The organism is Pseudomonas sp. MDT1-16, from assembly GCF_054898115.1.
Window position 1 is genome coordinate 1,733,347 of sequence record NZ_CM142717.1, and the last position, 17,458, is coordinate 1,750,804.

The window sequence follows — 17,458 nt, forward strand, 5'->3', positions numbered from 1 at the left end:
ACCGAAGGGCGTGGTCTGACCGCGCCCTTTTGTTTTTTGAATGGTGCGACCCGAGGCTGTTCTTTTGCTCGCGCTAGTCAATACTCAGGCGTGTAGGGCTGCGATCGTTCCGGTTGTAGGTCGAGTGCCTTTTTTTTGCAGACTGTTGTCCCTGAAATGAAATGCGTGAGGAGAAAGGTATGCTGATTCTGACTCGTCGGTGCGCAGAAAGCCTGATTATTGGTGATGGCGAAATCACCGTGACCGTGCTCGGCGTTAAAGGAAATCAAGTGCGTATCGGTGTCAACGCCCCGAAAGAGGTTGCTGTCCACCGTGAAGAAATTTACCTGCGTATAAAGAAAGAGAAGGACGAAGAACCAAGCCATTAATTTTTATCGTTTTTTATGTTTGCAAACGGGGAAGAAGCTGGTTAATATACGCCCCGTGTTGCGGAGAGCTGGCCGAGTGGCCGAAGGCGCTCCCCTGCTAAGGGAGTACACCTCAAAAGGGTGTCGGGGGTTCGAATCCCCCGTTCTCCGCCATTATTTGCGTAGTACGTTGTAATCTAGCTTCTTCGGTAAGTGTTTGAAATTACTAGAAAAAGTGCTTTACATAGAGATTAGACGGCCTATAATGCGCGGCAACAAATGCACTCGTAGCTCAGCTGGATAGAGTACTCGGCTACGAACCGAGCGGTCACAGGTTCGAATCCTGTCGAGTGCACCATTTAAGAGTTGTTTGCAGTAATGCGAATGACTTTGCTTCAGCCAGTTGTGATCTGGGATAAAAACACAAATGCACTCGTAGCTCAGCTGGATAGAGTACTCGGCTACGAACCGAGCGGTCACAGGTTCGAATCCTGTCGAGTGCACCAAACACCAAAAAGCCCGCGTTTAACGCGGGCTTTTTGCCGTCTGGGATTTGGCTTTTCCTTTGGTGCATCCTTTCTCATCGAACTCGACGTGTGCGCTACGACCTCGCCTGGTGTCGTAACGGTAGCTCGTCGCTGAATTGCGAATACTGATCTTGTCTGGCTTGCCAAGGGCGCTCTCGACGTCCTGCTGACTCATGCCAGCGACAACCCGCTGATTGATGATGGCTTCGCGGCGTTCCCTGGCGCTGATCAGGTTTCCACATTTGTCCTCGGTCCGGCCGACGACAGTCGGATCTCTCCTTTTGATTTTCATGCCTGATGTTTCACGAATCTCGGCTTCCGGCATGAGAGCGGTTGTGCTGCCTGGCGTGAAGGTGCGCACATCCTGAAGCGAAAGGCTGTCTCCGGCCGCACAGCTCAACGTAGTGAAGGTAATGCGCCCGTTGGCCGCTTCGCAGCGGTGAACGGTCGTGGCCAGCGCCCAGGGCGACGGGCAGAGCAGGGCGATCAAAAAAAAATAATGTGCATTCGATGGCATTAAACGTCCTCCATGACGGTCCATCTCAAGGGTAGTCGCTACATTTTTCGGCTGTGGTGTGTTTTCTTTTCAGGATGAGTCGTCGCAATTTGACGGATCAGGACAGCGCTCAAGTTTGTCTTGCAAGCGCTTGTTTCAGCCACGATTTTTTAACGATTAAAACCGTCGGGCGGTGTATCATTGCGCCCGTCAGCCCCGCCGGGGCTTGTGGAATACCTCCATGGACTTACCCAGTAGTTACTCAGCATCCCTTTTTTCCAATCATGAATTGACTGATTGATCCTTCCGGCGTGCCCCGCTGCTGGGAGTGGAGTTCGCCTATGTCTGAAGTTGAAGTAAAGAAAACGCAGGAAAGCTTGCAGGACCGCCTCGCTCAAGTTGTTGAGCTGCTGCAGCGTCAGCGAGTGGTCGAAGACCTGACTCATCGCCAGGAAGGTCCGCATCACGACCGGGTCGAGAACCTGGTTCACCGGCAAAACCTCGTCGAGTTGCAACGCAAGCTCGATGATTTGCACTCCGCCGACGTCGCCTACATCCTTGAAGCCTTGCCGCTGAACGATCGTCTGACGCTCTGGCAATTGGTCAAGGCCGATCGCGACGGCGACATTCTGCTCGAAGTATCCGATTCGGTTCGTGAAACGCTGATCGCTGACATGGACGATCACGAGCTCCTGGCTGCGGCCAAGGACATGGACGCCGACGAACTTGCTGACCTGGCCTCCGAGCTACCGCGAGACGTCGTCCACGAGCTGATGGAAACCCTCGATGGTCAACAGCGTGAGCGCGTACGCTCTGCGTTGTCCTACGACGAGGATCAGGTCGGTGCGCTGATGGACTTCGAGATGGTGACGATCCGTGAGGACGTCAGTCTCGAAGTGGTTTTGCGTTACCTGCGCCGCCTCAAGGAGCTGCCGAGCCACACGGACAAATTGTTCGTGGTCGATTACGACGGTGTCCTCAAGGGCGTGTTGCCAATCAAGCGATTGCTGGTAAATGACCCGGAAAAACAGGTTGCTGAAGTCATGGCCAGCGACCCGGTGAGTTTTCACCCGGACGAAGACGCCTATGACGCGGCTCAGGCGTTCGAGCGTTACGACTTGGTCTCGGCGCCCGTAGTCGACAAGAACGGCAAGCTGATCGGTCGTCTGACCATCGATGAAATGGTCGACCTGATTCGTGAAGAGAGCGAAAACGAAGTTCTCAACATGGCGGGTCTGCGCGAAGAAGAAGATATTTTTGCGTCAGTCTGGAAATCCCTGCGTAACCGTTGGGCCTGGTTGGCCGTGAACCTGATTACCGCGTTTATCGCATCCCGGGTGATCGGTCTTTTCGAAGGCTCCATCGAGAAGCTGGTGGCGCTGGCGGCATTGATGCCGATCGTGGCCGGTATCGGTGGCAACTCGGGTAACCAGACGATCACCATGATCGTTCGGGCCATGGCGCTGGATCAGGTCAGCACCGGCAATACTTCGCGCCTGATGCGCAAGGAATTGGCGGTAGGTCTGATCAATGGCCTGGTCTGGGGCGGTGTGATCGGCGTGGTCGCCTACCTGCTGTATGGCAGTTGGTCTCTGGGTGTGGTGATGACGGCCGCCATGACGCTTAACCTGTTGCTGGCGGCATTGGCGGGAGTGTTGATTCCCATGACCCTGGCGCGGCTGGGGCGCGATCCTGCGATGGGCGCCAGTGTGATGATCACCGCCATGACGGACAGCGGCGGATTTTTCATCTTTCTCGGGCTGGCGACAATCTTCCTGCTCTGACGTGCTGACGTTAAAAACCCGCCAATTGGCGGGTTTTTTATGCCCGAATTTCAGGCAAAAAAAAGCCAGCGATTAAGCTGGCTTGAGCATTCGGAATGAATCAGGAAGCGTCTGCGGCCATTTCGGTATCATGCGCAATCAGCGAGACAAGAGCGTTCTGCTGACGGTGGGAGAGTTGGCGGAAGCGTTGCAGCAGTTCACGTTCGTGCAATGACAGCTCCGGGCTGTCCAGACGCATACTCAATTCTTCGCCCAACGCGCCTTCCTGAATAAGGCTCTGCTCAAGGCGCGCGATGATTTCGGAGTTCATGCTGCGATGATGATTGCGAGCCACCTCGGCAATGCGTTCACGCATTCCGTCTGGCAGACGTACGACGAACTTGTCAGCCGTACGGCTGGAATAAATTGCCTGTTTCAATGGGCGCATATATTTAACCGGTTAGTTCAGGGGAGCGGTTCTCGGGATTGGCCGCAGGATGTCTGTTAGGACAAGCACTCTGGCCAAATGTTCAACCTGAATTGATAGAGGCTCGCATCATGCCTCAACGCAGCCAGTTCATTGGCGTCAATTCTGTGACAAATATTGAACTGGATAAAGGCTTTATGCCAGCACCCATTATCAGAAATGCGGGCTGGTTTGAAAAGTTTGCTCTAGTCCGTTTGACTGACCGCATCCTCCTGGTCGACAGGTGATGTCCGAAGACGCCTGAAGGTGCATGCTGTGCGGATTCGATCAGTGTTCCTTACTTTGTACAGGATAGTGGCATATGGCCGATTTACTAGGGGCAGACATGCAGTGGGAGGCTATTTCAGGATGGATGGCAGGCTGATTTACTTGATGGGGCCTTCTGGGTCCGGCAAGGACAGCCTCATCGAAGCCGCTCGAGAGCCTTTGCAGGTGCGCAATTGTGGAGTGGTGCGTCGGTTCATCACGCGGTCGGCCGAATCAGTGGGTGAGGATGCGATCGGAGTTTCCCGGGAAGCGTTCGAACGACACAGAGTCGAGGGTGATTTCGCGCTGTTCTGGAACGCGAATGGCCTGGATTACGGTATTCCGATCGAAATAGATCAATGGCTCAATGACGGCCGACATGTCCTCGTCAACGGCTCCCGCGGCCATCTGGCTGAGGCGCTGCACCGGTATCCAACGCTGTTGCCGGTTCTGTTGACGGTCAAGGATCAAGTCCTGCGAGAACGACTGTTGCGCCGTGGTCGCGAGAGTCTTGAGGAGATTGAGGCAAGGCTCCATCGCAATGGGTTATTCACGGCAGAGGGTTCAATTGGTGGCACTCAGATCCATCGACTCGACAATTCAGGCGAACTGTCCACCACAGTTGCCAATCTGCTGAACCTGTTGAGGGTTAACGCAGTACCGGATCGAACTTGATCTTGCGCCCGGCAATCAGTGCCAGCACAAACAGCGCACCGAATACGCCGCTGGCGATCAGGGGCAACGTAATGACAGTGTCCTGTACTACTGACAAATGAAGAATGCCGCTCAGTAAGGCGAGGATGAAAAATCCAGCGGCGGATTTGGACATGCGGTGCTCCTGATGGGGTGATTCAAAATACCAAACGTTCGGAAGACTGAGCTGGCAGCAGGATGCCCTCCTGGCTCACCTCTTGGCTGACAAAGCTGCGCTCATCGCTCATTACCGCCAATTGAGGCGCTTTTTGCAGTTGAAGGTAATGCGGCATGCGTTGGGCAACTGACTCAACACCGCTCTCGGGGACAAAATGAAAGCCCAACAGAGTCGCCAGGGTAATCGCGTTCGAGAGTAAAAGGGCGCTGTTCATTAGGCAGGCCTCCGTTGTTCTGTGGAGAACGACTCAAGCAGCCCGCATGCCAAGAGTCTGACGGCAATTAAATCCTTTAAAAACAACGAATTAAGTTATTTGTTCGAGGTGACTGCATTGCATTTTGCAATGATGGCTTTTTTGAGGTGATGCAATTTGCACGGTAAACAAAGCCACGCTCCGCCAAGGCGTGTGCCTACACTGAAAAAGCCCAAAGGACGACATGACAAAAGCAGGCCTGCCCGTTAACATGCACGCCGTCCATTGCACCGCGTTTTCTTCGTGGTCGACCTGTGTCTCAGTAGCTCAATTGGATAGAGCATCCCCCTCCTAAGGGGAAGGTTGGCAGTTCGAACCTGCCCTGGGACACCATTAATCCAAGCCTCTTTGGTCACCTGTCTGACAGGGCATTTACTCCGCGTCAGCAGGTAGCACCAAGCGGCAAATAAGAGCCCCGCCGGGCGATTTTCCGGCGGGGCTTTTTTACGCGCTATCACCCGACGATCTACAGGGAAAGTCTGTCATTGCTGTGCCTTGCTCCAGACACGCCTTATGGAGTGAAATTGATGCGACGAAGAGGCGCAAAGTTCTGGGTTCAGCATCTGACGATGCTGGGAGGAGTATCTGACCGCCAAGGGGGCATGCTGACACTGATGCGCTCAACGAAGGGCGATCCCTCGATTTGTGGGCTGATCACAAGGAGCGGCTCAGGCACGACATCTCACTCCAGGGCCTTGAGGGCTTCTCGATCACGGAAGCAATTGGTCACGCCGATCAGCATGTCGCCCAACAGTAAACCTTCAAATATTTAGCGCGTACTGAGCGGCATGACTTCTTAAGGGAACGCCACTACTGGCCGATAACCCGAACAGTCATGGTCTTCTTCTTAAATTGCCTGGAAAGCTTCGATGCTGTCGTATCACCAAAAGCGTTTTTTGATCGTCGATGATTTCTCGGATTTCCGCAGTTCCGTCAGGTCCATGCTGCGCGAGCTGGGCGTCAAGGATGTCGACACTGCCGACACCGGAGAACAGGCGCTGCGTATGTGTTCGCAGAAGGCCTACGATTTCATCCTGCAGGACTTTCACTTGGGCGATGGCAAGAAGAACGGTCAGCAGGTGCTTGAAGACCTGATGATCGAGAAGCTGATCAGTCATGAAGCCGTGTTCGTCATGGTCACCGCAGAGACCAGTCAGGCAATGGTGCTCAGTGCGTTGGAACACGAACCCGATGCGTACCTGACCAAACCGTTCAACCGTTCCGGCCTGGCTCAACGTCTGGAGCGGCTAGAGCAACGCAAGACGTTGCTCAAGCCGATCCTGCAAGCCCTCGACCGGGGCAAACCGGTTGAAGTGCTCAATGCCTGCATCGCCCTGTGCAAGCAAGACATCCGCTACTCGCCGTTGTGCCTGCGCTATCGCGCCGATGCCCTGCGCGACCTGAATCAGAACGAAGCGCTGGAGCGTCTCTACAACAGCATCATTGCTGATCGGCCTTTGCCGTGGGCGTTTGCCGGTCTGGGCAAATTGCTGTTCAAGCGCGGCCAGGCCAGTCAGTCCAAGGGCGTCTACGAAAAAGCCCTGAAAGTGTTCCCGATGATGCCGGCGCTCTACGACGGCATGGCCGATGTGCTGATCGCTGAAGGAGACACCAGGGCTGCCCAAAACGTGCTGGAAGAGGCGATCCGATTGTCGCCGCTGGCGGTGCGCCGGCAAGCGCTGCTGGGCAAGTTGGCGATGGCCAACGAAGATTTTGAAACCGCCGCCAAAGCCTATCGTCAGGCCGTGGCGCAGGGCGCGCAGTCACGTTTCAAGGATGCGGAGAGCAACCTGGGCCTGGCCCACGCTTTGATCAGCAAAGGCAGCGAAAAAGGCCTGGATACCCGGACCCGGCTGGAAATCAACACGACGCTGAGTGCGGTGGCCAAGGAAAACCCTACCGATCCTGGTCTGCAGATTCGTGCGCGGCTGATGAAAGCCACCAGCCTGCTGCTTAACGATGCCGAAACCGCCGAGAAGCTTACCGAGCAGGCAATGATGCGCCTCGATGGCATGGAGCAGTTCATGAGTGCCGAAGCGGCGCTGCTGGTGGCCAAGCAACTGCAAATGCTCGGGCAGGCCAGCGCCGGTGCCTCGATGCTGAAAAACTGTGCGGAAATCTACGGCGACGACCCGGCGGTGATGAAGGGCATCGCCAAGTTGACCGACGATCCGAGTATTCTCAATTCCGGCAACGCCGCTGCCGACCTCAACCGTCAGGGCGTGCGGGTATACAAGACCGGCAACCTGGTGGAAGCGCGGCAGGTGTTCCGCAAAGCCTTGGCGATGCAGCCGAAGAACATCAGTATCGCGCTGAACATGGCGCAGTCGCTGCTGCACGGCACCGACACCAGTGCTCCTTCGGCGGAGCTGGAGGAATGTCGGGCCTGCCTGAAAATGGTCGGCCTGATGCCCGATACCGATGCGCGTTATTCCCGTTATCAGAAGCTGCGAAGCAAGGCGTTTGGCGAATGAGCGACCGCGAACAGGCACTCGATTTTTCCACGGTGATTGCCTCCACCGTGCACGACATGAAGAACTCCCTGGCCATGTTGATGCAGGCCCACAGTCAATGGCTGGCGCGCTTGCCGGATCCGCAGCAGCACACTCCGGAGCAGGGCGTCATCGACTTCGAGTTCGCCCACCTCAACGGCATGCTGGTGCAGTTGCTGGGTCTGTACAAACTCGGCGTCAACCAGATGCCATTGCAACCGGCCTACCATGAGCTGGATGACTTCATCGAAGCGCAATTGGCAGCGCACCAAGAAGTGTTCGCCAGTCGCGGCATTATGGCGACCTATGAAGTGGACCCGTTGAGCCCGCTGGGCTTCTTCGACCGGGAGCTGATTGCTTCGGTGCTGGCCAACAGCATTAACAATGCCATTCGTTACGCCCGCCACGCGGTGTTGGTCAGCGTCAGCGATGAAGCCGGGCAATTGGTGCTGACCGTCAACGACGATGGCGAGGGTTATCCTCCCGAGATGATCGAGCGTCAGGCCGATTACGTGCAGGGCATCAACCACAGCAGCGGAAGCACTGGCCTGGGCCTGTACTTTGCCGGGCGGATTGCCGCACTTCATCAGCGCAATGGCGTGGGCGGACGCACCGAAATCAGCAATGGTGGTCCGCTGGGTGGTGGAGTGTTCAACCTCTATCTGCCCTGACCGGTTCTTTTTGTTGGCCGCTGCTTGATATTCCAAACAGGCGGAGCCTATTTTGTACGGGTCGCCGTTCGCGGCTTGCGTAACAAAAAGGATTGCGTCATGACAACCGATGGCCATTGTTCACTCGCGGAGCGATTGACGGGCATTGATGAGATTGAATGTGTCACGCCGGACTTGAATGGCGTACCGCGCGGCAAGGTAATGACCGCCGAAGGCTTTCTCGAGGGGCGGCGTTTGCAGATGGCACGGGGGGTGCTGCTGCAATGCATCATGGGCGGATATCCGCCTGCGCGCTTTTATGGAAGCGATGATGGCGACCTGGCGCTGGTGCCCGATCCCGCACAGATCCATCGCTTGCCCTGGAGCAAACAGCCACGAGCTTTCGCCATTTGCGATGCGGACGAGCTGAGCGGCGAAAGCTCGTCTCTGTCGACCCGCGGCCAACTCAAAGCCGTGATCGCGCGTTATGCGGCCCTCGGCCTGGCGCCGGTAGTGGCGACCGAGCTGGAATTCTTTGTGTTTGCGCCCAACACCGACCCCACTCAACCGTTCCAGCCGCCGCTGGGCCTGGACGGTCGTCGCGAGGACGGTCTTTCGGCGTTCAGTGTCAGTTCCAATAACGGCTTGCGGCCATTCTTCAGTGAAGTCTACGTATGCATGGCGGCCCTGGGCTTGCCGCGCGATACCTTCATGCACGAGATGGGCGTCAGCCAGTTTGAGATCAACCTGCTGCACGGCGACCCGCTGCTGTTGGCCGACCAGACCTTCCTGTTCAAACATTTACTTAAAGAAGTTGCGCTCAAGCATGGCCTGACCGTGGTCTGCATGGCCAAACCCCTGGCACACACGCCGGGCAGTTCGATGCATATTCACCAGAGCATCGTCGAGATCGGCAGCGGGCGTAACGTGTTCAGCGACCAGGCCGGTGAGCCAACCGCAGCGTTCCGCCATTTCATCGCGGGTCAGCAGGCCGGCATGGCGGATTTCACCGCGTTGTTCGCGCCGAACGTGAACTCTTACCAGCGCTTGTGCCATCCCTTCGCATCGCCGAATAATGCCTGTTGGTCCCACGACAACCGTGCGGCCGGTTTGCGTATTCCGGCCAGCTCCCCAGCCGCTCGTCGGGTCGAGAACCGCTTGCCAGGGGCCGATGCAAATCCGTATCTGGCGATCGCCGCCAGTCTTGCCGCAGGGTTGTATGGCATTGAACACAAACTGGAGCCGAGCGAGGCGATCCAGGGCGAATTTGAAGTGCCGGACAATCTTTCGTTGCCGTGTACCTTGCATGCCGCTATTGAGCGTCTGAAACGTAGTCAATTGGCGAAGGAACTGTTTGGCAAGGAGTTCATCGAAGGCTACGTCGCTTCGAAGACCATGGAGTTGACCAGCTTCTTTGATGAAATTACTCCCTGGGAGCGCCGTATCCTGGCTGCTCAGGCCTGACGTTCCATCGTCTTCGGGCTATCTTTTCGGGTAGCCCGATTCTCACTGCAAGGAGCCGCTCGGAACGCCGATGCGCCAAATCTGGAAACCCTTTCGAGCGCTTTATTTTGCCTCGCTGATGATGTTGATCGGCTCTGGCCTGTTGAGTACTTACCTGGCCTTGCGCCTGGCCGCCGACCATGTCGACAGCCTGTGGGTCGGGGCGTTGATGGCAGCCAACTATTTCGGCCTGGTGCTGGGCGGCAAGATCGGCCATCGGCTGATTGCCCGGGTCGGGCATATCCGAGCTTATTCAGTCTGCGCCGGGATTGTCGGCGCGGCGGTGCTGGGCCATGGCCTGGTCGACTGGTTGCCTGCCTGGATCTTCCTCCGGGTCATCGTCGGCCTCGGGATGATGTGCCAGTACATGGTCATCGAAAGCTGGCTCAATGAGCAGGCCGAAGCCAAGCAACGTGGCATCGTTTTCAGCGGCTACATGATCGCCTCGTACCTGGGGCTGGTGTTGGGTCAATTGATCCTGGTCATGCACCCGGCGCTGGGCTTGGAACTGTTGATGTTGGTCGCTCTTTGCTTTGCCCTGTGTCTGGTGCCGGTGGCCCTGACCCAGCGGATTCACCCGGCGGCGTTGCACCCCGCGCCGATGGAGCCGCGGTTTTTTATCAAGCGCGTGCCGCAATCGTTGAGCACGGTGCTTGGGGCAGGGCTGATCGTCGGTTCGTTTTACGGCCTGGCGCCGCTGTACGCCTCGCAGCAAGGCTTGTCCACGGAGCAGGTCGGTCTGTTCATGGGTAGCTGCATTTTCGCCGGTCTGGTGGTGCAGTGGCCGCTGGGTTGGCTGTCCGATCGTTATGACCGGGCACTGTTGATCCGCTGTTTTGCATTTAGCCTGGCGCTGGCTGCATTGCCACTGGCGATCATCAAGCAAGTGCCGCTGGAGGTGCTGTTTATTGCCGGGTTCTTCTGTTCGTTGGTGCAGTTCTGCCTGTATCCATTGGCGGTGGCGTTTTCCAACGACCACGTCGAGGGTGATCGGCGGGTGTCCCTGACGGCGATGCTGTTGGTGACCTACGGTGTCGGTGCCAGTATCGGGCCGCTGGTGGCCGGGGTACTGATGAAAATGTTCGGCAGTCACATGCTCTATGCCTTCTTCAGTTTCTTCGCGTTGGTGCTGGTGTGGCGGATTCGCCCGAAAGCGGTGACCAACCTGCATCAGGTGGACGATGCACCGCTGCATCACGTCGCCATGCCGGACAGCATGTCGAGTTCACCGTTGGTGGCTTGCCTTGACCCGCGTGTCGATGAACAGGTGGTGCAGGACCAGATGCAGAACCCGATCAATCCTGAACCTGAACCTGAACCAGAGCCAGAGCCAGAGCCAGAGCCAGAGCCAGAGCCAGAGCCCGAAACCGATCCACCGCCCGAAGACCCTAACGCGGGTCGCGAGCAAAGTTTTACCGAGGCCAGGCCTTAGATCCAACGCATAAAAAAACGGGCAGTCGCCGCAAGGGACTGCCCGTTTTCTATTGAAACGTCGTATTACATGTCGTCTTTGTCGAAGCGCCGTGCTTCGCGCTGAAGCTGATAGACGAACCGCTCGACCTGGCGCTGCACCAGCCCGCTCATGTTGTGAAAGCGTACGCCGGCGAAGGTGGTGGAGATCCTTTCTTCGAAGTGCAGATAACGCAATTCGACCGGAGCCGTCATGTTGCCAAAGGGCAGGGCGGCGGTGAAGCGGTCATAGACCTGACCCAGTTGCAGGCTGCCCGTGATGTCGCCTTCGAAGCGCAACTTGCAGCCGGTGGCCGAGATGTCCAGGAGCTTGCCACTGATCGGCGACTTGAGTTTTTCTCCGCCCAGATCGACGTTGACCAGTTGTGCCAGCTTCAATGCCGCGCGGAATGCATTACGGCGCTGATGGTAAACCACCTCGGAGGGCAGGGGCCCACGGTAGCAGCGAGCACCATCGGATTCGTCGATGGTCAACGGACCGTTGCTTTCCCAGGCAATACGTACGCCGTCGTGAAAGCCTTCTACCTTGAACGGTTCGCCTGCCAGCAGGAAACGTTCACCGTCGCGGGGAATCATTTCGTCCAGGGCAATCATGTTGCTGTCACGGTCGATGTCTACCAGATAACTCTGGAAGCGCTGGCTGCGCTCATGGAACGTGATGATCAGCGGATCATGGCTGTCTTGCAGCTGACGCAGGTTGCCGGAGATCTCCAGAGGCGTGGTGAGCACCTTGGGTGGCTGCGGAGCATCTTCCGCGCTTAAGGCATTGAACACGGTTCATCGATCTCCAGACAAAATATGACTACGGCTGGCCATTAGTTTGCCAGCATGTTTCGCGTCTTGATAGTGCGTGCTTTTCGGCAGGCTCAAGCCTGACTGAGCGCGCGCGGCTTCGCAAGCATGGAGGTTGATCCGCGTGCATCATAGAGCGCTGGCGGCTCGCCGCCGTTGAGGATTTTCAGCTGATTGGCCGTCGCGGCCTGTTGCACCAGAATCGACTGGCCATTCTTGATGTTGGCCGCCTGGCACTGCGCCAGAAGATCGGTCAGCACATCGCTCCGCTCCAGTAACTGATCGCCAATGCTCGAATGGCTGGCGAGTTGCTCCAGGCCGTTGCGGTTGGTCGGCAGTTTGAGGCTGGCGAGGATTTCACTGCGCTTGCGGCCATGCTGATCGAGCAAAATGATCAATGCCTGTTTCTGCGCCAGAATTTCTTCCAGCAGTGGCATGTCACGACCGTGCAAGGCGAGGGACTCGGCTTGCAGTAACGCCAGCAAATGCTGTGCTGGAGCGAAATCGTCAGTGATCAGTTGCAGTAAATTAGAGTCGTGCATGGCTGGCCTTGGGTTTTAAGCGTCCAAAAGCCTGGCGCGGGCCTTGGCCTAGCGCTGGGCTTCGAAGTTGAGCAGTTTGCTGGCTACACGGTTGCTGTCGACTTTGTAGCTGCCATCGGCAATCGCTGCTTTCAACTCGGCCACGCGGGCGTTGTCGACGGCAGGCTGATCGCGCAGCTTGTCAGTGACCTTCTGCAACTGTTGAGCCTCATTGCTGAGATGTACCGATTCCCCGCTTTTAGCGGTACTGACCTGCTCGGCCGGGGTATTCAGCGGTGCGGATTTGCCAGCTTCGGCGGTTTCCTTCGCGGCGCTGGTCCGTGTACTGCCGGTAAGTGACGGGGAACTGTTTAAACGGCTGAAATCGATGACCATGATAAAAAAACCTCTGGGTATTTGGACGCTTGCCATGTTTTCGGCCATACCCGGAAAAACTTTAGGCCCCGTTATCAATGAGCTTGCGCGCGTCAGCGCTTGCCCTGCATGGGGCACAGTTTAAGGAACAGTCGAGCGGCGCGCCAGTGTTCTACATGGCCACTTCCACTTGGCCGGGCGCGGTGACTTGCGCCTTGATGACCCGCTGGGAGTTGAGGTTTTTCACCCGAATCTGTTCGCGCAAGCCGCCGTTGGACAGCGCTTCGCCCGGCATGCGCACGCTGAGCGTACCGCTGCGGGCGGTAATCACCACCTGGTCGCCCTTACTGATGACTTCTGCCTGTTCCATGTGCACCAGGGTCATGACCTGATCGGCGACCATTGGTCGGGTAAGTTTCTGCCCGATCGCCTGGTCGACAGAAGTCAGGTAACCCTGGTTGATAAGGCTGATGTCGCGCTCGCGCAAGGTCACATCGTCGGGCTCGACGATACCGGCGCGTCGCAGCGGGCGGGTGGTGGTCACAATGTCGCGAAACAGGTGCACTTGAGCGGGTACGAAGACGGTCCAGGGCGACGCGCCCTCGCAGCGAACTTTGACCGTGACGCGGCCTAATGGCTTGGCCGGGCTCTCCAGGGTCGCTGTCAATTCCTTGTCGCACATGGGCATGCGCAGGCGTGGATCGAGCTGGTTGACCTCGATCTCGTAACGGCCTTGCGTTTGACTGGTCGCCAGATAGTCTTCTACGGTGAATTCAAGAAAGCCCTGAGTGACGCCGATAAGCATGTCAGGCAAGGTAACCGCGTCAGCAAGGGCAGGGCTGCCAGCGTTGAACAGGCAAACGGCCGACATCGCGCACATTAATGTGCGGGCATTTGATGTCAGGCGTCGGAAAAATGTCGGTTCTGTGTTCATAAGAGTTAAAAAGCAAGCGCCGTGCCGTTTAGTGATGAATGCGCGTCGCAACACACTTAAGCGTTGGTGTAGGAGTCTGTGCATGGCTGGTGTAATGGATGCGGTAAACCAGCGCACGCAACTGGTAGGGCAAAATCGCCTTGAGCTGTTGTTGTTCCGTCTTGACGGCCAGCAGCTGTATGGGATCAACGTGTTCAAGGTTCGGGAGGTGCTGCAATGCCCCAAACTGACGCTGATGCCAAAATCCAGTCCTGTCGTGTGCGGTGTGGCAAGTATTCGGGGGGCGACCATTCCGATTCTTGATCTGGCGATGGCGACCGGTTCCGGTGCGCTGAAAGATCAAAGCAATCCCTTCGTGATTATCACGGAGTACAACACCAAGACCCAGGGTTTCCTGGTGCGATCGGTAGAACGCATCGTCAACATGAATTGGGAGGAGATTCATCCGCCACCCAAGGGCACGGGACGCGACCATTACCTGACGGCTGTGACTCGGGTCGACAATCAGTTAGTCGAAATCATCGACGTCGAGAAAGTGCTGGCAGAAGTGGCGCCGACACCGGAAGCGATTTCGGTTGGCGTGGTGGATGTCGAGACTCAGCACAAGGCGTTGTCCTTGCGGGTTTTGACGGTCGATGACTCGTCGGTGGCGCGCAAGCAGGTGACCCGTTGCCTGCAGACGGTCGGTGTCGAAGTGGTGGCGTTGAACGACGGTCGGCAAGCGCTGGATTACCTGCGCAAGCTGGTCGACGAGGGCAAGAAGCCGGAAGAGGAGTTCCTGATGATGATTTCCGACATCGAGATGCCGGAGATGGACGGGTACACCCTCACGGCCGAGATCCGCAGCGACCCTCGCATGCAAAAGCTTCACATCATCCTGCATACTTCGTTGTCGGGTGTATTCAATCAGGCGATGGTCAAGAAGGTCGGTGCCGATGACTTCCTTGCCAAATTCCGTCCTGATGACCTGGCATCCCGGGTAGTCAACCGGATCAAAGCAGCAGACATCAGCTAGGGGCCTTCTGCCCCTGGCGGTTAACACGATTTAAGAGGCGGCATCTTTGTCTACGGGTAATTTGGATTTTGAACAGTTCCGGGTCTTCCTGGAAAAAGCCTGTGGCATTTTGCTCGGTGAAAACAAGCAATACCTGGTCTCGAGCCGTCTCAACAAACTGATGGAACAGCAAGGCATCAAGTCCCTGGGTGAGCTGGTCCAGCGCATCCAGACCCAGCCACGCAGCGGTTTGCGCGAGATGGTGGTGGATGCCATGACCACCAACGAAACCCTGTGGTTTCGTGACACCTATCCGTTTGAAGTCTTGAAGAACAAGGTGCTGCCCGCCGCGATCAAGGCCGCCCCTGGCCAGCGTCTGCGGATCTGGTCGGCGGCGTGTTCGTCGGGTCAGGAACCGTATTCGCTGTCGATGTCGATCGATGAGTTCGAGCGCGTGAACATGGGCCAGTTGAAGATGGGCGTGCAAATCGTTGCCACCGACCTGTCCGGCACCATGCTGACCAACTGCAAGACCGGCGAGTACGACAGCCTGGCCATCGGCCGTGGTCTGTCGCCCGAGCGCCTTCAGCGTTACTTCGACCCGAAAGGGCCGGGGCGCTGGGCCATCAAGGCGCCGATCAAGAGCCGGGTGGAGTTTCGCTCGTTCAACCTGCTGGACAGCTACGCGAGCCTCGGCAAGTTCGACATCGTGTTCTGCCGCAACGTGCTGATCTACTTCTCCGCCGAGGTGAAGAAGGACATCCTGTTGCGCATTCACAGCACGTTGAAGCCAGGCGGTTATCTGTTCCTCGGTGCTTCCGAGGCGCTGAACGGTTTGCCGGACCATTACCAAATGGTCCAATGCAGCCCGGGGATCATTTACCAGGCGAAGTGATTCGTTGACGGTATAAAAAAACGGGAGTCCTCAGGGGCTCCCGTTTTTTTTTGCCTGCGATTTTTGGGAGGCGAGCGGCAGAAAAGCGGCAGGCGGCGGAAATCGGTTGCCGCTTTTCTGGCATTGCCACGTTGCCACTGCCCGCATAGCCCCGGTTTACGGCCTTTTTTGAATTGGCACGCCGCTTGCTATGTCTCTGTTACGAAAAATCAGGTCACCCGAAGGTTTCCCGACATGAGCATCAGCTTCGATAAAGCGCTCGGTATCCACGAACAAGCCCTGGGCTACCGCGCTCAGCGTGCCGAAGTCCTGGCCAACAACATCGCCAATGCCGACACCCCGAACTACAAGGCTCGGGATCTGGACTTCTCGAAAGTGCTCGCCGAGCAGAATGAGAAGACCAAGAGCGGCACTTTCGCCTTGAACATGACCAACAACCGTCATATCGAAGCCGAAGGACTGGGCAATGGCGACGAGTCGCTGCTGTATCGCACGCCGATGCAACCGTCGATCGACCAGAACACCGTGGACGCCCAGCTTGAGCAGTCGAACTACGCGGAAAACGCCGTCGGCTTCCAGGCCAGCTTCACCCTGCTCAACAGCAAATTCAAAGGGCTGGTATCAGCCCTGCGCGGAGAGTAAGCCATGTCTCTATCCAGTGTTTTCAACATTGCCGGTAGCGGCATGAGTGCCCAGACCACTCGCTTGAACACCGTCGCCAGTAACATCGCCAACGCCGAGACCGTCTCCTCGAGCATCGACCAGACCTACCGTGCACGGCACCCGGTATTTGCCACCATGTTCCAGGGCGGCCAGAGCGGCGGCAGCGATTCGCTGTTCCAGAGCCAGGACGCGGCCGGTCAAGGTGTGCAAGTGCTTGGCGTAGTCGAAGACCAGAGCAACCTTGAGGCGCGCTACGAGCCGAACCATCCGGCGGCCGACGGCAAGGGCTACGTCTACTACCCGAACGTCAACGTGGTGGAAGAAATGGCTGACATGATTTCCGCGAGCCGCTCGTTCCAGACCAACGCCGAAATGATGAACACCGCCAAAACCATGATGCAGAAGGTCCTGACCCTCGGTCAGTGATAAGGGGCGACTCAGATGAGTATTACCGATACCACCAGTGGCCCTAGCCTCAAAGACATCTTGGCCAACTCTTCGGTCAAGACCAAGACCAACACCAGTGCCGATGGCCTGGCGTCCGCGACGAACAGCGCCACCGGCAAGCAGTCCCTGGGCAAGGACGCGTTCCTGCAACTGCTGGTGACCCAGCTGAAAAACCAGAACCCGCTCGAACCGCAGGACAACGGTGAGTTCGTGGCTCAGTTGGCGCAGTTCAGTAGTCTGGAAGGGATCACTACGCTCAACACCAGCGTGAGCAAAATTGCCGCCAGCAACAGCTCGTCGCAGGCGTTGCAAGCCTCGTCGCTGGTGGGGCGCTCGGTCATCGCACCGGGAAGCAAAGCCGTGGTCGATACCTCGAAGTCGTTTAGCGGTGAGGTCGTGCTCCCGGCGTCGGTGGCGGGAGTTACGGTGAAGATCACGGACGCGGAGGGCAAGCTTGTTCGCACCATCGATCTAGGGGCTCAGGCAACCGGCAATTCCAGCTTCATCTGGGACGGCAAGGACTCTGCGGGTAAAGCCCTGGCGTCGGGCACTTACACCTTCGCGGCATCGACGACCATCGATAGCAAGGCGGTATCGCTGATCACCAACCTGCCAGCAACGGTCAACAGCGTGACCATCAGCCAGACCGGCGGTGAGTTGATGCTCAATCTGGCCGGGCTGGGCAGCATCGCCCTGTCCAAAGTTAAAACCATTGGTATGTAGAGCCGGCTA

The 17,458-nt window shown here is 57.2% G+C and carries 21 protein-coding genes and 4 tRNA genes; 17 read left to right on the forward strand and 8 right to left on the reverse strand.

Features of this window, described 5'->3' with window-relative positions; all coding sequences use genetic code 11:
* The first annotated feature begins 179 nt into the window (after nt 1-179).
* From csrA to ACYZT3_RS07780, 4 genes are all read left to right on the forward strand, one after another.
* Nucleotides 180-368 (forward strand): carbon storage regulator CsrA, encoded by a 189-nt coding sequence (gene csrA / locus ACYZT3_RS07765; RefSeq protein ID WP_002554426.1) that lies wholly within the window; start codon nt 180-182, stop codon nt 366-368.
* Between the two features lie 62 nt (nt 369-430).
* Nucleotides 431-521 (forward strand) — tRNA-Ser (locus ACYZT3_RS07770).
* 107 nt (nt 522-628) lie between these two features.
* Nucleotides 629-705, forward strand: a tRNA-Arg gene (locus ACYZT3_RS07775).
* A gap of 71 nt (nt 706-776) precedes the next feature.
* Nucleotides 777-853 (forward strand) — tRNA-Arg (locus tag ACYZT3_RS07780).
* A 19-nt stretch (nt 854-872) separates the two neighbouring features.
* Here the strand turns inward: ACYZT3_RS07780 and ACYZT3_RS07785 are convergent.
* Nucleotides 873-1,391 (reverse strand): cell envelope protein SmpA, encoded by a 519-nt coding sequence (locus tag ACYZT3_RS07785; RefSeq protein WP_462031820.1) that lies wholly within the window; start codon nt 1,389-1,391, stop codon nt 873-875.
* Nucleotides 1,392-1,711: 320 nt separating this feature from the next.
* On the opposite strand from ACYZT3_RS07785, the gene mgtE reads away from it, so the two are divergent.
* A complete protein-coding gene (mgtE, locus tag ACYZT3_RS07790; protein WP_462031821.1) occupies nt 1,712-3,154 on the forward strand; it encodes a magnesium transporter in 1,443 nt (480 codons plus the stop codon).
* 100 nt (nt 3,155-3,254) lie between these two features.
* On the opposite strand, the gene ACYZT3_RS07795 is transcribed toward mgtE, so the two are convergent.
* Entirely contained in the window at nt 3,255-3,581 is a 327-nt protein-coding gene (locus tag ACYZT3_RS07795; protein ID WP_023966649.1) for an Arc family DNA-binding protein, read from the reverse strand.
* 110 nt (nt 3,582-3,691) lie between these two features.
* Between ACYZT3_RS07795 and ACYZT3_RS07800 the strand changes: the two genes are divergently transcribed.
* Nucleotides 3,692-3,847 carry a hypothetical protein gene (locus ACYZT3_RS07800; RefSeq protein ID WP_282375601.1) on the forward strand — a complete coding sequence of 52 codons (156 nt, stop codon included), beginning with the start codon at nt 3,692-3,694 and terminating at the stop codon, nt 3,845-3,847.
* A 121-nt stretch (nt 3,848-3,968) separates the two neighbouring features.
* The gene (gene phnN / locus ACYZT3_RS07805; RefSeq protein ID WP_282375602.1) at nt 3,969-4,541 is read left to right on the forward strand and encodes a phosphonate metabolism protein/1,5-bisphosphokinase (PRPP-forming) PhnN; all 573 of its coding nucleotides are present in this window, start codon (nt 3,969-3,971) and stop codon (nt 4,539-4,541) included.
* Here phnN and ACYZT3_RS07810 read toward each other — a convergent pair.
* Nucleotides 4,516-4,695, reverse strand: a complete 180-nt coding sequence (locus tag ACYZT3_RS07810; RefSeq protein ID WP_282375604.1) for a PA3371 family protein — start codon at nt 4,693-4,695, stop codon at nt 4,516-4,518. The genes phnN and ACYZT3_RS07810 overlap by 26 nt on opposite strands.
* Before the next feature lie 22 nt (nt 4,696-4,717).
* Nucleotides 4,718-4,951: a hypothetical protein gene (locus tag ACYZT3_RS07815; protein WP_282375606.1), complete on the reverse strand. Its 234-nt coding sequence runs from the start codon at nt 4,949-4,951 to the stop codon at nt 4,718-4,720.
* A 295-nt stretch (nt 4,952-5,246) separates the two neighbouring features.
* Here ACYZT3_RS07815 and ACYZT3_RS07820 point away from each other — a divergent pair.
* The 5 genes from ACYZT3_RS07820 (at nt 5,247) to ACYZT3_RS07840 (ending at nt 11,067) form a co-directional block, all read left to right on the forward strand.
* A tRNA-Arg gene (locus ACYZT3_RS07820) sits at nt 5,247-5,323 on the forward strand.
* A 536-nt stretch (nt 5,324-5,859) separates the two neighbouring features.
* On the forward strand, nt 5,860-7,464 hold the full coding sequence (locus tag ACYZT3_RS07825) for a response regulator (protein ID WP_282375609.1): 1,605 nt from the start codon (nt 5,860-5,862) through the stop codon (nt 7,462-7,464).
* The gene (locus ACYZT3_RS07830; RefSeq protein ID WP_282375611.1) at nt 7,461-8,153 is read left to right on the forward strand and encodes a sensor histidine kinase; all 693 of its coding nucleotides are present in this window, start codon (nt 7,461-7,463) and stop codon (nt 8,151-8,153) included. The genes ACYZT3_RS07825 and ACYZT3_RS07830 overlap by 4 nt, the downstream gene beginning before the upstream one ends.
* A 201-nt stretch (nt 8,154-8,354) precedes the next feature.
* Nucleotides 8,355-9,596, forward strand: coding sequence for a glutamine synthetase family protein (locus ACYZT3_RS07835; protein WP_462032349.1), 1,242 nt, complete (start codon nt 8,355-8,357; stop codon nt 9,594-9,596).
* 70 nt (nt 9,597-9,666) lie between these two features.
* Entirely contained in the window at nt 9,667-11,067 is a 1,401-nt protein-coding gene (locus tag ACYZT3_RS07840) for an MFS transporter (protein WP_462031822.1), read from the forward strand.
* 65 nt (nt 11,068-11,132) lie between these two features.
* Here the strand turns inward: ACYZT3_RS07840 and ACYZT3_RS07845 are convergent, their stop codons facing one another.
* The 4 genes from ACYZT3_RS07845 to flgA all read right to left on the reverse strand — a co-directional run bounded on the left by ACYZT3_RS07845 (nt 11,133) and on the right by flgA (nt 13,727).
* Nucleotides 11,133-11,879, reverse strand: a complete 747-nt coding sequence (locus ACYZT3_RS07845; protein ID WP_282375614.1) for a flagellar brake protein — start codon at nt 11,877-11,879, stop codon at nt 11,133-11,135.
* Nucleotides 11,880-11,971: 92 nt separating this feature from the next.
* Complete coding sequence (locus ACYZT3_RS07850; RefSeq protein ID WP_282375615.1) at nt 11,972-12,439, reverse strand: flagella synthesis protein FlgN; 468 nt, start codon at nt 12,437-12,439, stop codon at nt 11,972-11,974.
* Between the two features lie 48 nt (nt 12,440-12,487).
* The gene (gene flgM, locus ACYZT3_RS07855; RefSeq protein WP_282375616.1) at nt 12,488-12,814 is read right to left on the reverse strand and encodes a flagellar biosynthesis anti-sigma factor FlgM; all 327 of its coding nucleotides are present in this window, start codon (nt 12,812-12,814) and stop codon (nt 12,488-12,490) included.
* 151 nt (nt 12,815-12,965) lie between these two features.
* The gene (gene flgA, locus ACYZT3_RS07860) at nt 12,966-13,727 is read right to left on the reverse strand and encodes a flagellar basal body P-ring formation chaperone FlgA (protein ID WP_282375617.1); all 762 of its coding nucleotides are present in this window, start codon (nt 13,725-13,727) and stop codon (nt 12,966-12,968) included.
* A gap of 82 nt (nt 13,728-13,809) precedes the next feature.
* Between flgA and ACYZT3_RS07865 the strand changes: the two genes are divergently transcribed.
* From ACYZT3_RS07865 to flgD, 5 genes are all read left to right on the forward strand, one after another.
* The gene (locus ACYZT3_RS07865; RefSeq protein ID WP_282375618.1) at nt 13,810-14,742 is read left to right on the forward strand and encodes a chemotaxis protein CheV; all 933 of its coding nucleotides are present in this window, start codon (nt 13,810-13,812) and stop codon (nt 14,740-14,742) included.
* 46 nt (nt 14,743-14,788) lie between these two features.
* A complete protein-coding gene (gene cheR, locus ACYZT3_RS07870) occupies nt 14,789-15,616 on the forward strand; it encodes a protein-glutamate O-methyltransferase CheR (RefSeq protein ID WP_008147958.1) in 828 nt (275 codons plus the stop codon).
* Nucleotides 15,617-15,850: 234 nt separating this feature from the next.
* Nucleotides 15,851-16,258 carry a flagellar basal body rod protein FlgB gene (gene flgB / locus ACYZT3_RS07875; protein ID WP_282375620.1) on the forward strand — a complete coding sequence of 136 codons (408 nt, stop codon included), beginning with the start codon at nt 15,851-15,853 and terminating at the stop codon, nt 16,256-16,258.
* Nucleotides 16,259-16,261: 3 nt separating this feature from the next.
* Nucleotides 16,262-16,705, forward strand: a complete 444-nt coding sequence (gene flgC / locus ACYZT3_RS07880; protein ID WP_282375622.1) for a flagellar basal body rod protein FlgC — start codon at nt 16,262-16,264, stop codon at nt 16,703-16,705.
* Nucleotides 16,706-16,720: 15 nt separating this feature from the next.
* Nucleotides 16,721-17,449 carry a flagellar hook assembly protein FlgD gene (gene flgD, locus ACYZT3_RS07885; RefSeq protein WP_462031823.1) on the forward strand — a complete coding sequence of 243 codons (729 nt, stop codon included), beginning with the start codon at nt 16,721-16,723 and terminating at the stop codon, nt 17,447-17,449.
* Nucleotides 17,450-17,458 lie beyond the last annotated feature (9 nt).

Excerpts from the sequence above, each read along its gene's own strand:
- csrA (WP_002554426.1), top strand. The coding sequence starts at position 180 with ATGCTGATTCTGACTCGTCGGTGCGCAGAAAGCCTGATTATTGGTGAT.
- ACYZT3_RS07785 (WP_462031820.1), bottom strand. The coding sequence starts at position 1,391 with ATGCCATCGAATGCACATTATTTTTTTTTGATCGCCCTGCTCTGCCCG.
- mgtE (WP_462031821.1), top strand. The coding sequence starts at position 1,712 with ATGTCTGAAGTTGAAGTAAAGAAAACGCAGGAAAGCTTGCAGGACCGC.
- ACYZT3_RS07795 (WP_023966649.1), bottom strand. The coding sequence starts at position 3,581 with ATGCGCCCATTGAAACAGGCAATTTATTCCAGCCGTACGGCTGACAAG.
- ACYZT3_RS07800 (WP_282375601.1), top strand. The coding sequence starts at position 3,692 with ATGCCTCAACGCAGCCAGTTCATTGGCGTCAATTCTGTGACAAATATT.
- phnN (WP_282375602.1), top strand. The coding sequence starts at position 3,969 with ATGGATGGCAGGCTGATTTACTTGATGGGGCCTTCTGGGTCCGGCAAG.
- ACYZT3_RS07810 (WP_282375604.1), bottom strand. The coding sequence starts at position 4,695 with ATGTCCAAATCCGCCGCTGGATTTTTCATCCTCGCCTTACTGAGCGGC.
- ACYZT3_RS07815 (WP_282375606.1), bottom strand. The coding sequence starts at position 4,951 with ATGAACAGCGCCCTTTTACTCTCGAACGCGATTACCCTGGCGACTCTG.
- ACYZT3_RS07825 (WP_282375609.1), top strand. The coding sequence starts at position 5,860 with ATGCTGTCGTATCACCAAAAGCGTTTTTTGATCGTCGATGATTTCTCG.
- ACYZT3_RS07830 (WP_282375611.1), top strand. The coding sequence starts at position 7,461 with ATGAGCGACCGCGAACAGGCACTCGATTTTTCCACGGTGATTGCCTCC.
- ACYZT3_RS07835 (WP_462032349.1), top strand. The coding sequence starts at position 8,355 with ATGACCGCCGAAGGCTTTCTCGAGGGGCGGCGTTTGCAGATGGCACGG.
- ACYZT3_RS07840 (WP_462031822.1), top strand. The coding sequence starts at position 9,667 with ATGCGCCAAATCTGGAAACCCTTTCGAGCGCTTTATTTTGCCTCGCTG.
- ACYZT3_RS07850 (WP_282375615.1), bottom strand. The coding sequence starts at position 12,439 with ATGCACGACTCTAATTTACTGCAACTGATCACTGACGATTTCGCTCCA.
- flgM (WP_282375616.1), bottom strand. The coding sequence starts at position 12,814 with ATGGTCATCGATTTCAGCCGTTTAAACAGTTCCCCGTCACTTACCGGC.
- flgA (WP_282375617.1), bottom strand. The coding sequence starts at position 13,727 with ATGAACACAGAACCGACATTTTTCCGACGCCTGACATCAAATGCCCGC.
- ACYZT3_RS07865 (WP_282375618.1), top strand. The coding sequence starts at position 13,810 with ATGGCTGGTGTAATGGATGCGGTAAACCAGCGCACGCAACTGGTAGGG.
- flgB (WP_282375620.1), top strand. The coding sequence starts at position 15,851 with ATGAGCATCAGCTTCGATAAAGCGCTCGGTATCCACGAACAAGCCCTG.
- flgC (WP_282375622.1), top strand. The coding sequence starts at position 16,262 with ATGTCTCTATCCAGTGTTTTCAACATTGCCGGTAGCGGCATGAGTGCC.
- flgD (WP_462031823.1), top strand. The coding sequence starts at position 16,721 with ATGAGTATTACCGATACCACCAGTGGCCCTAGCCTCAAAGACATCTTG.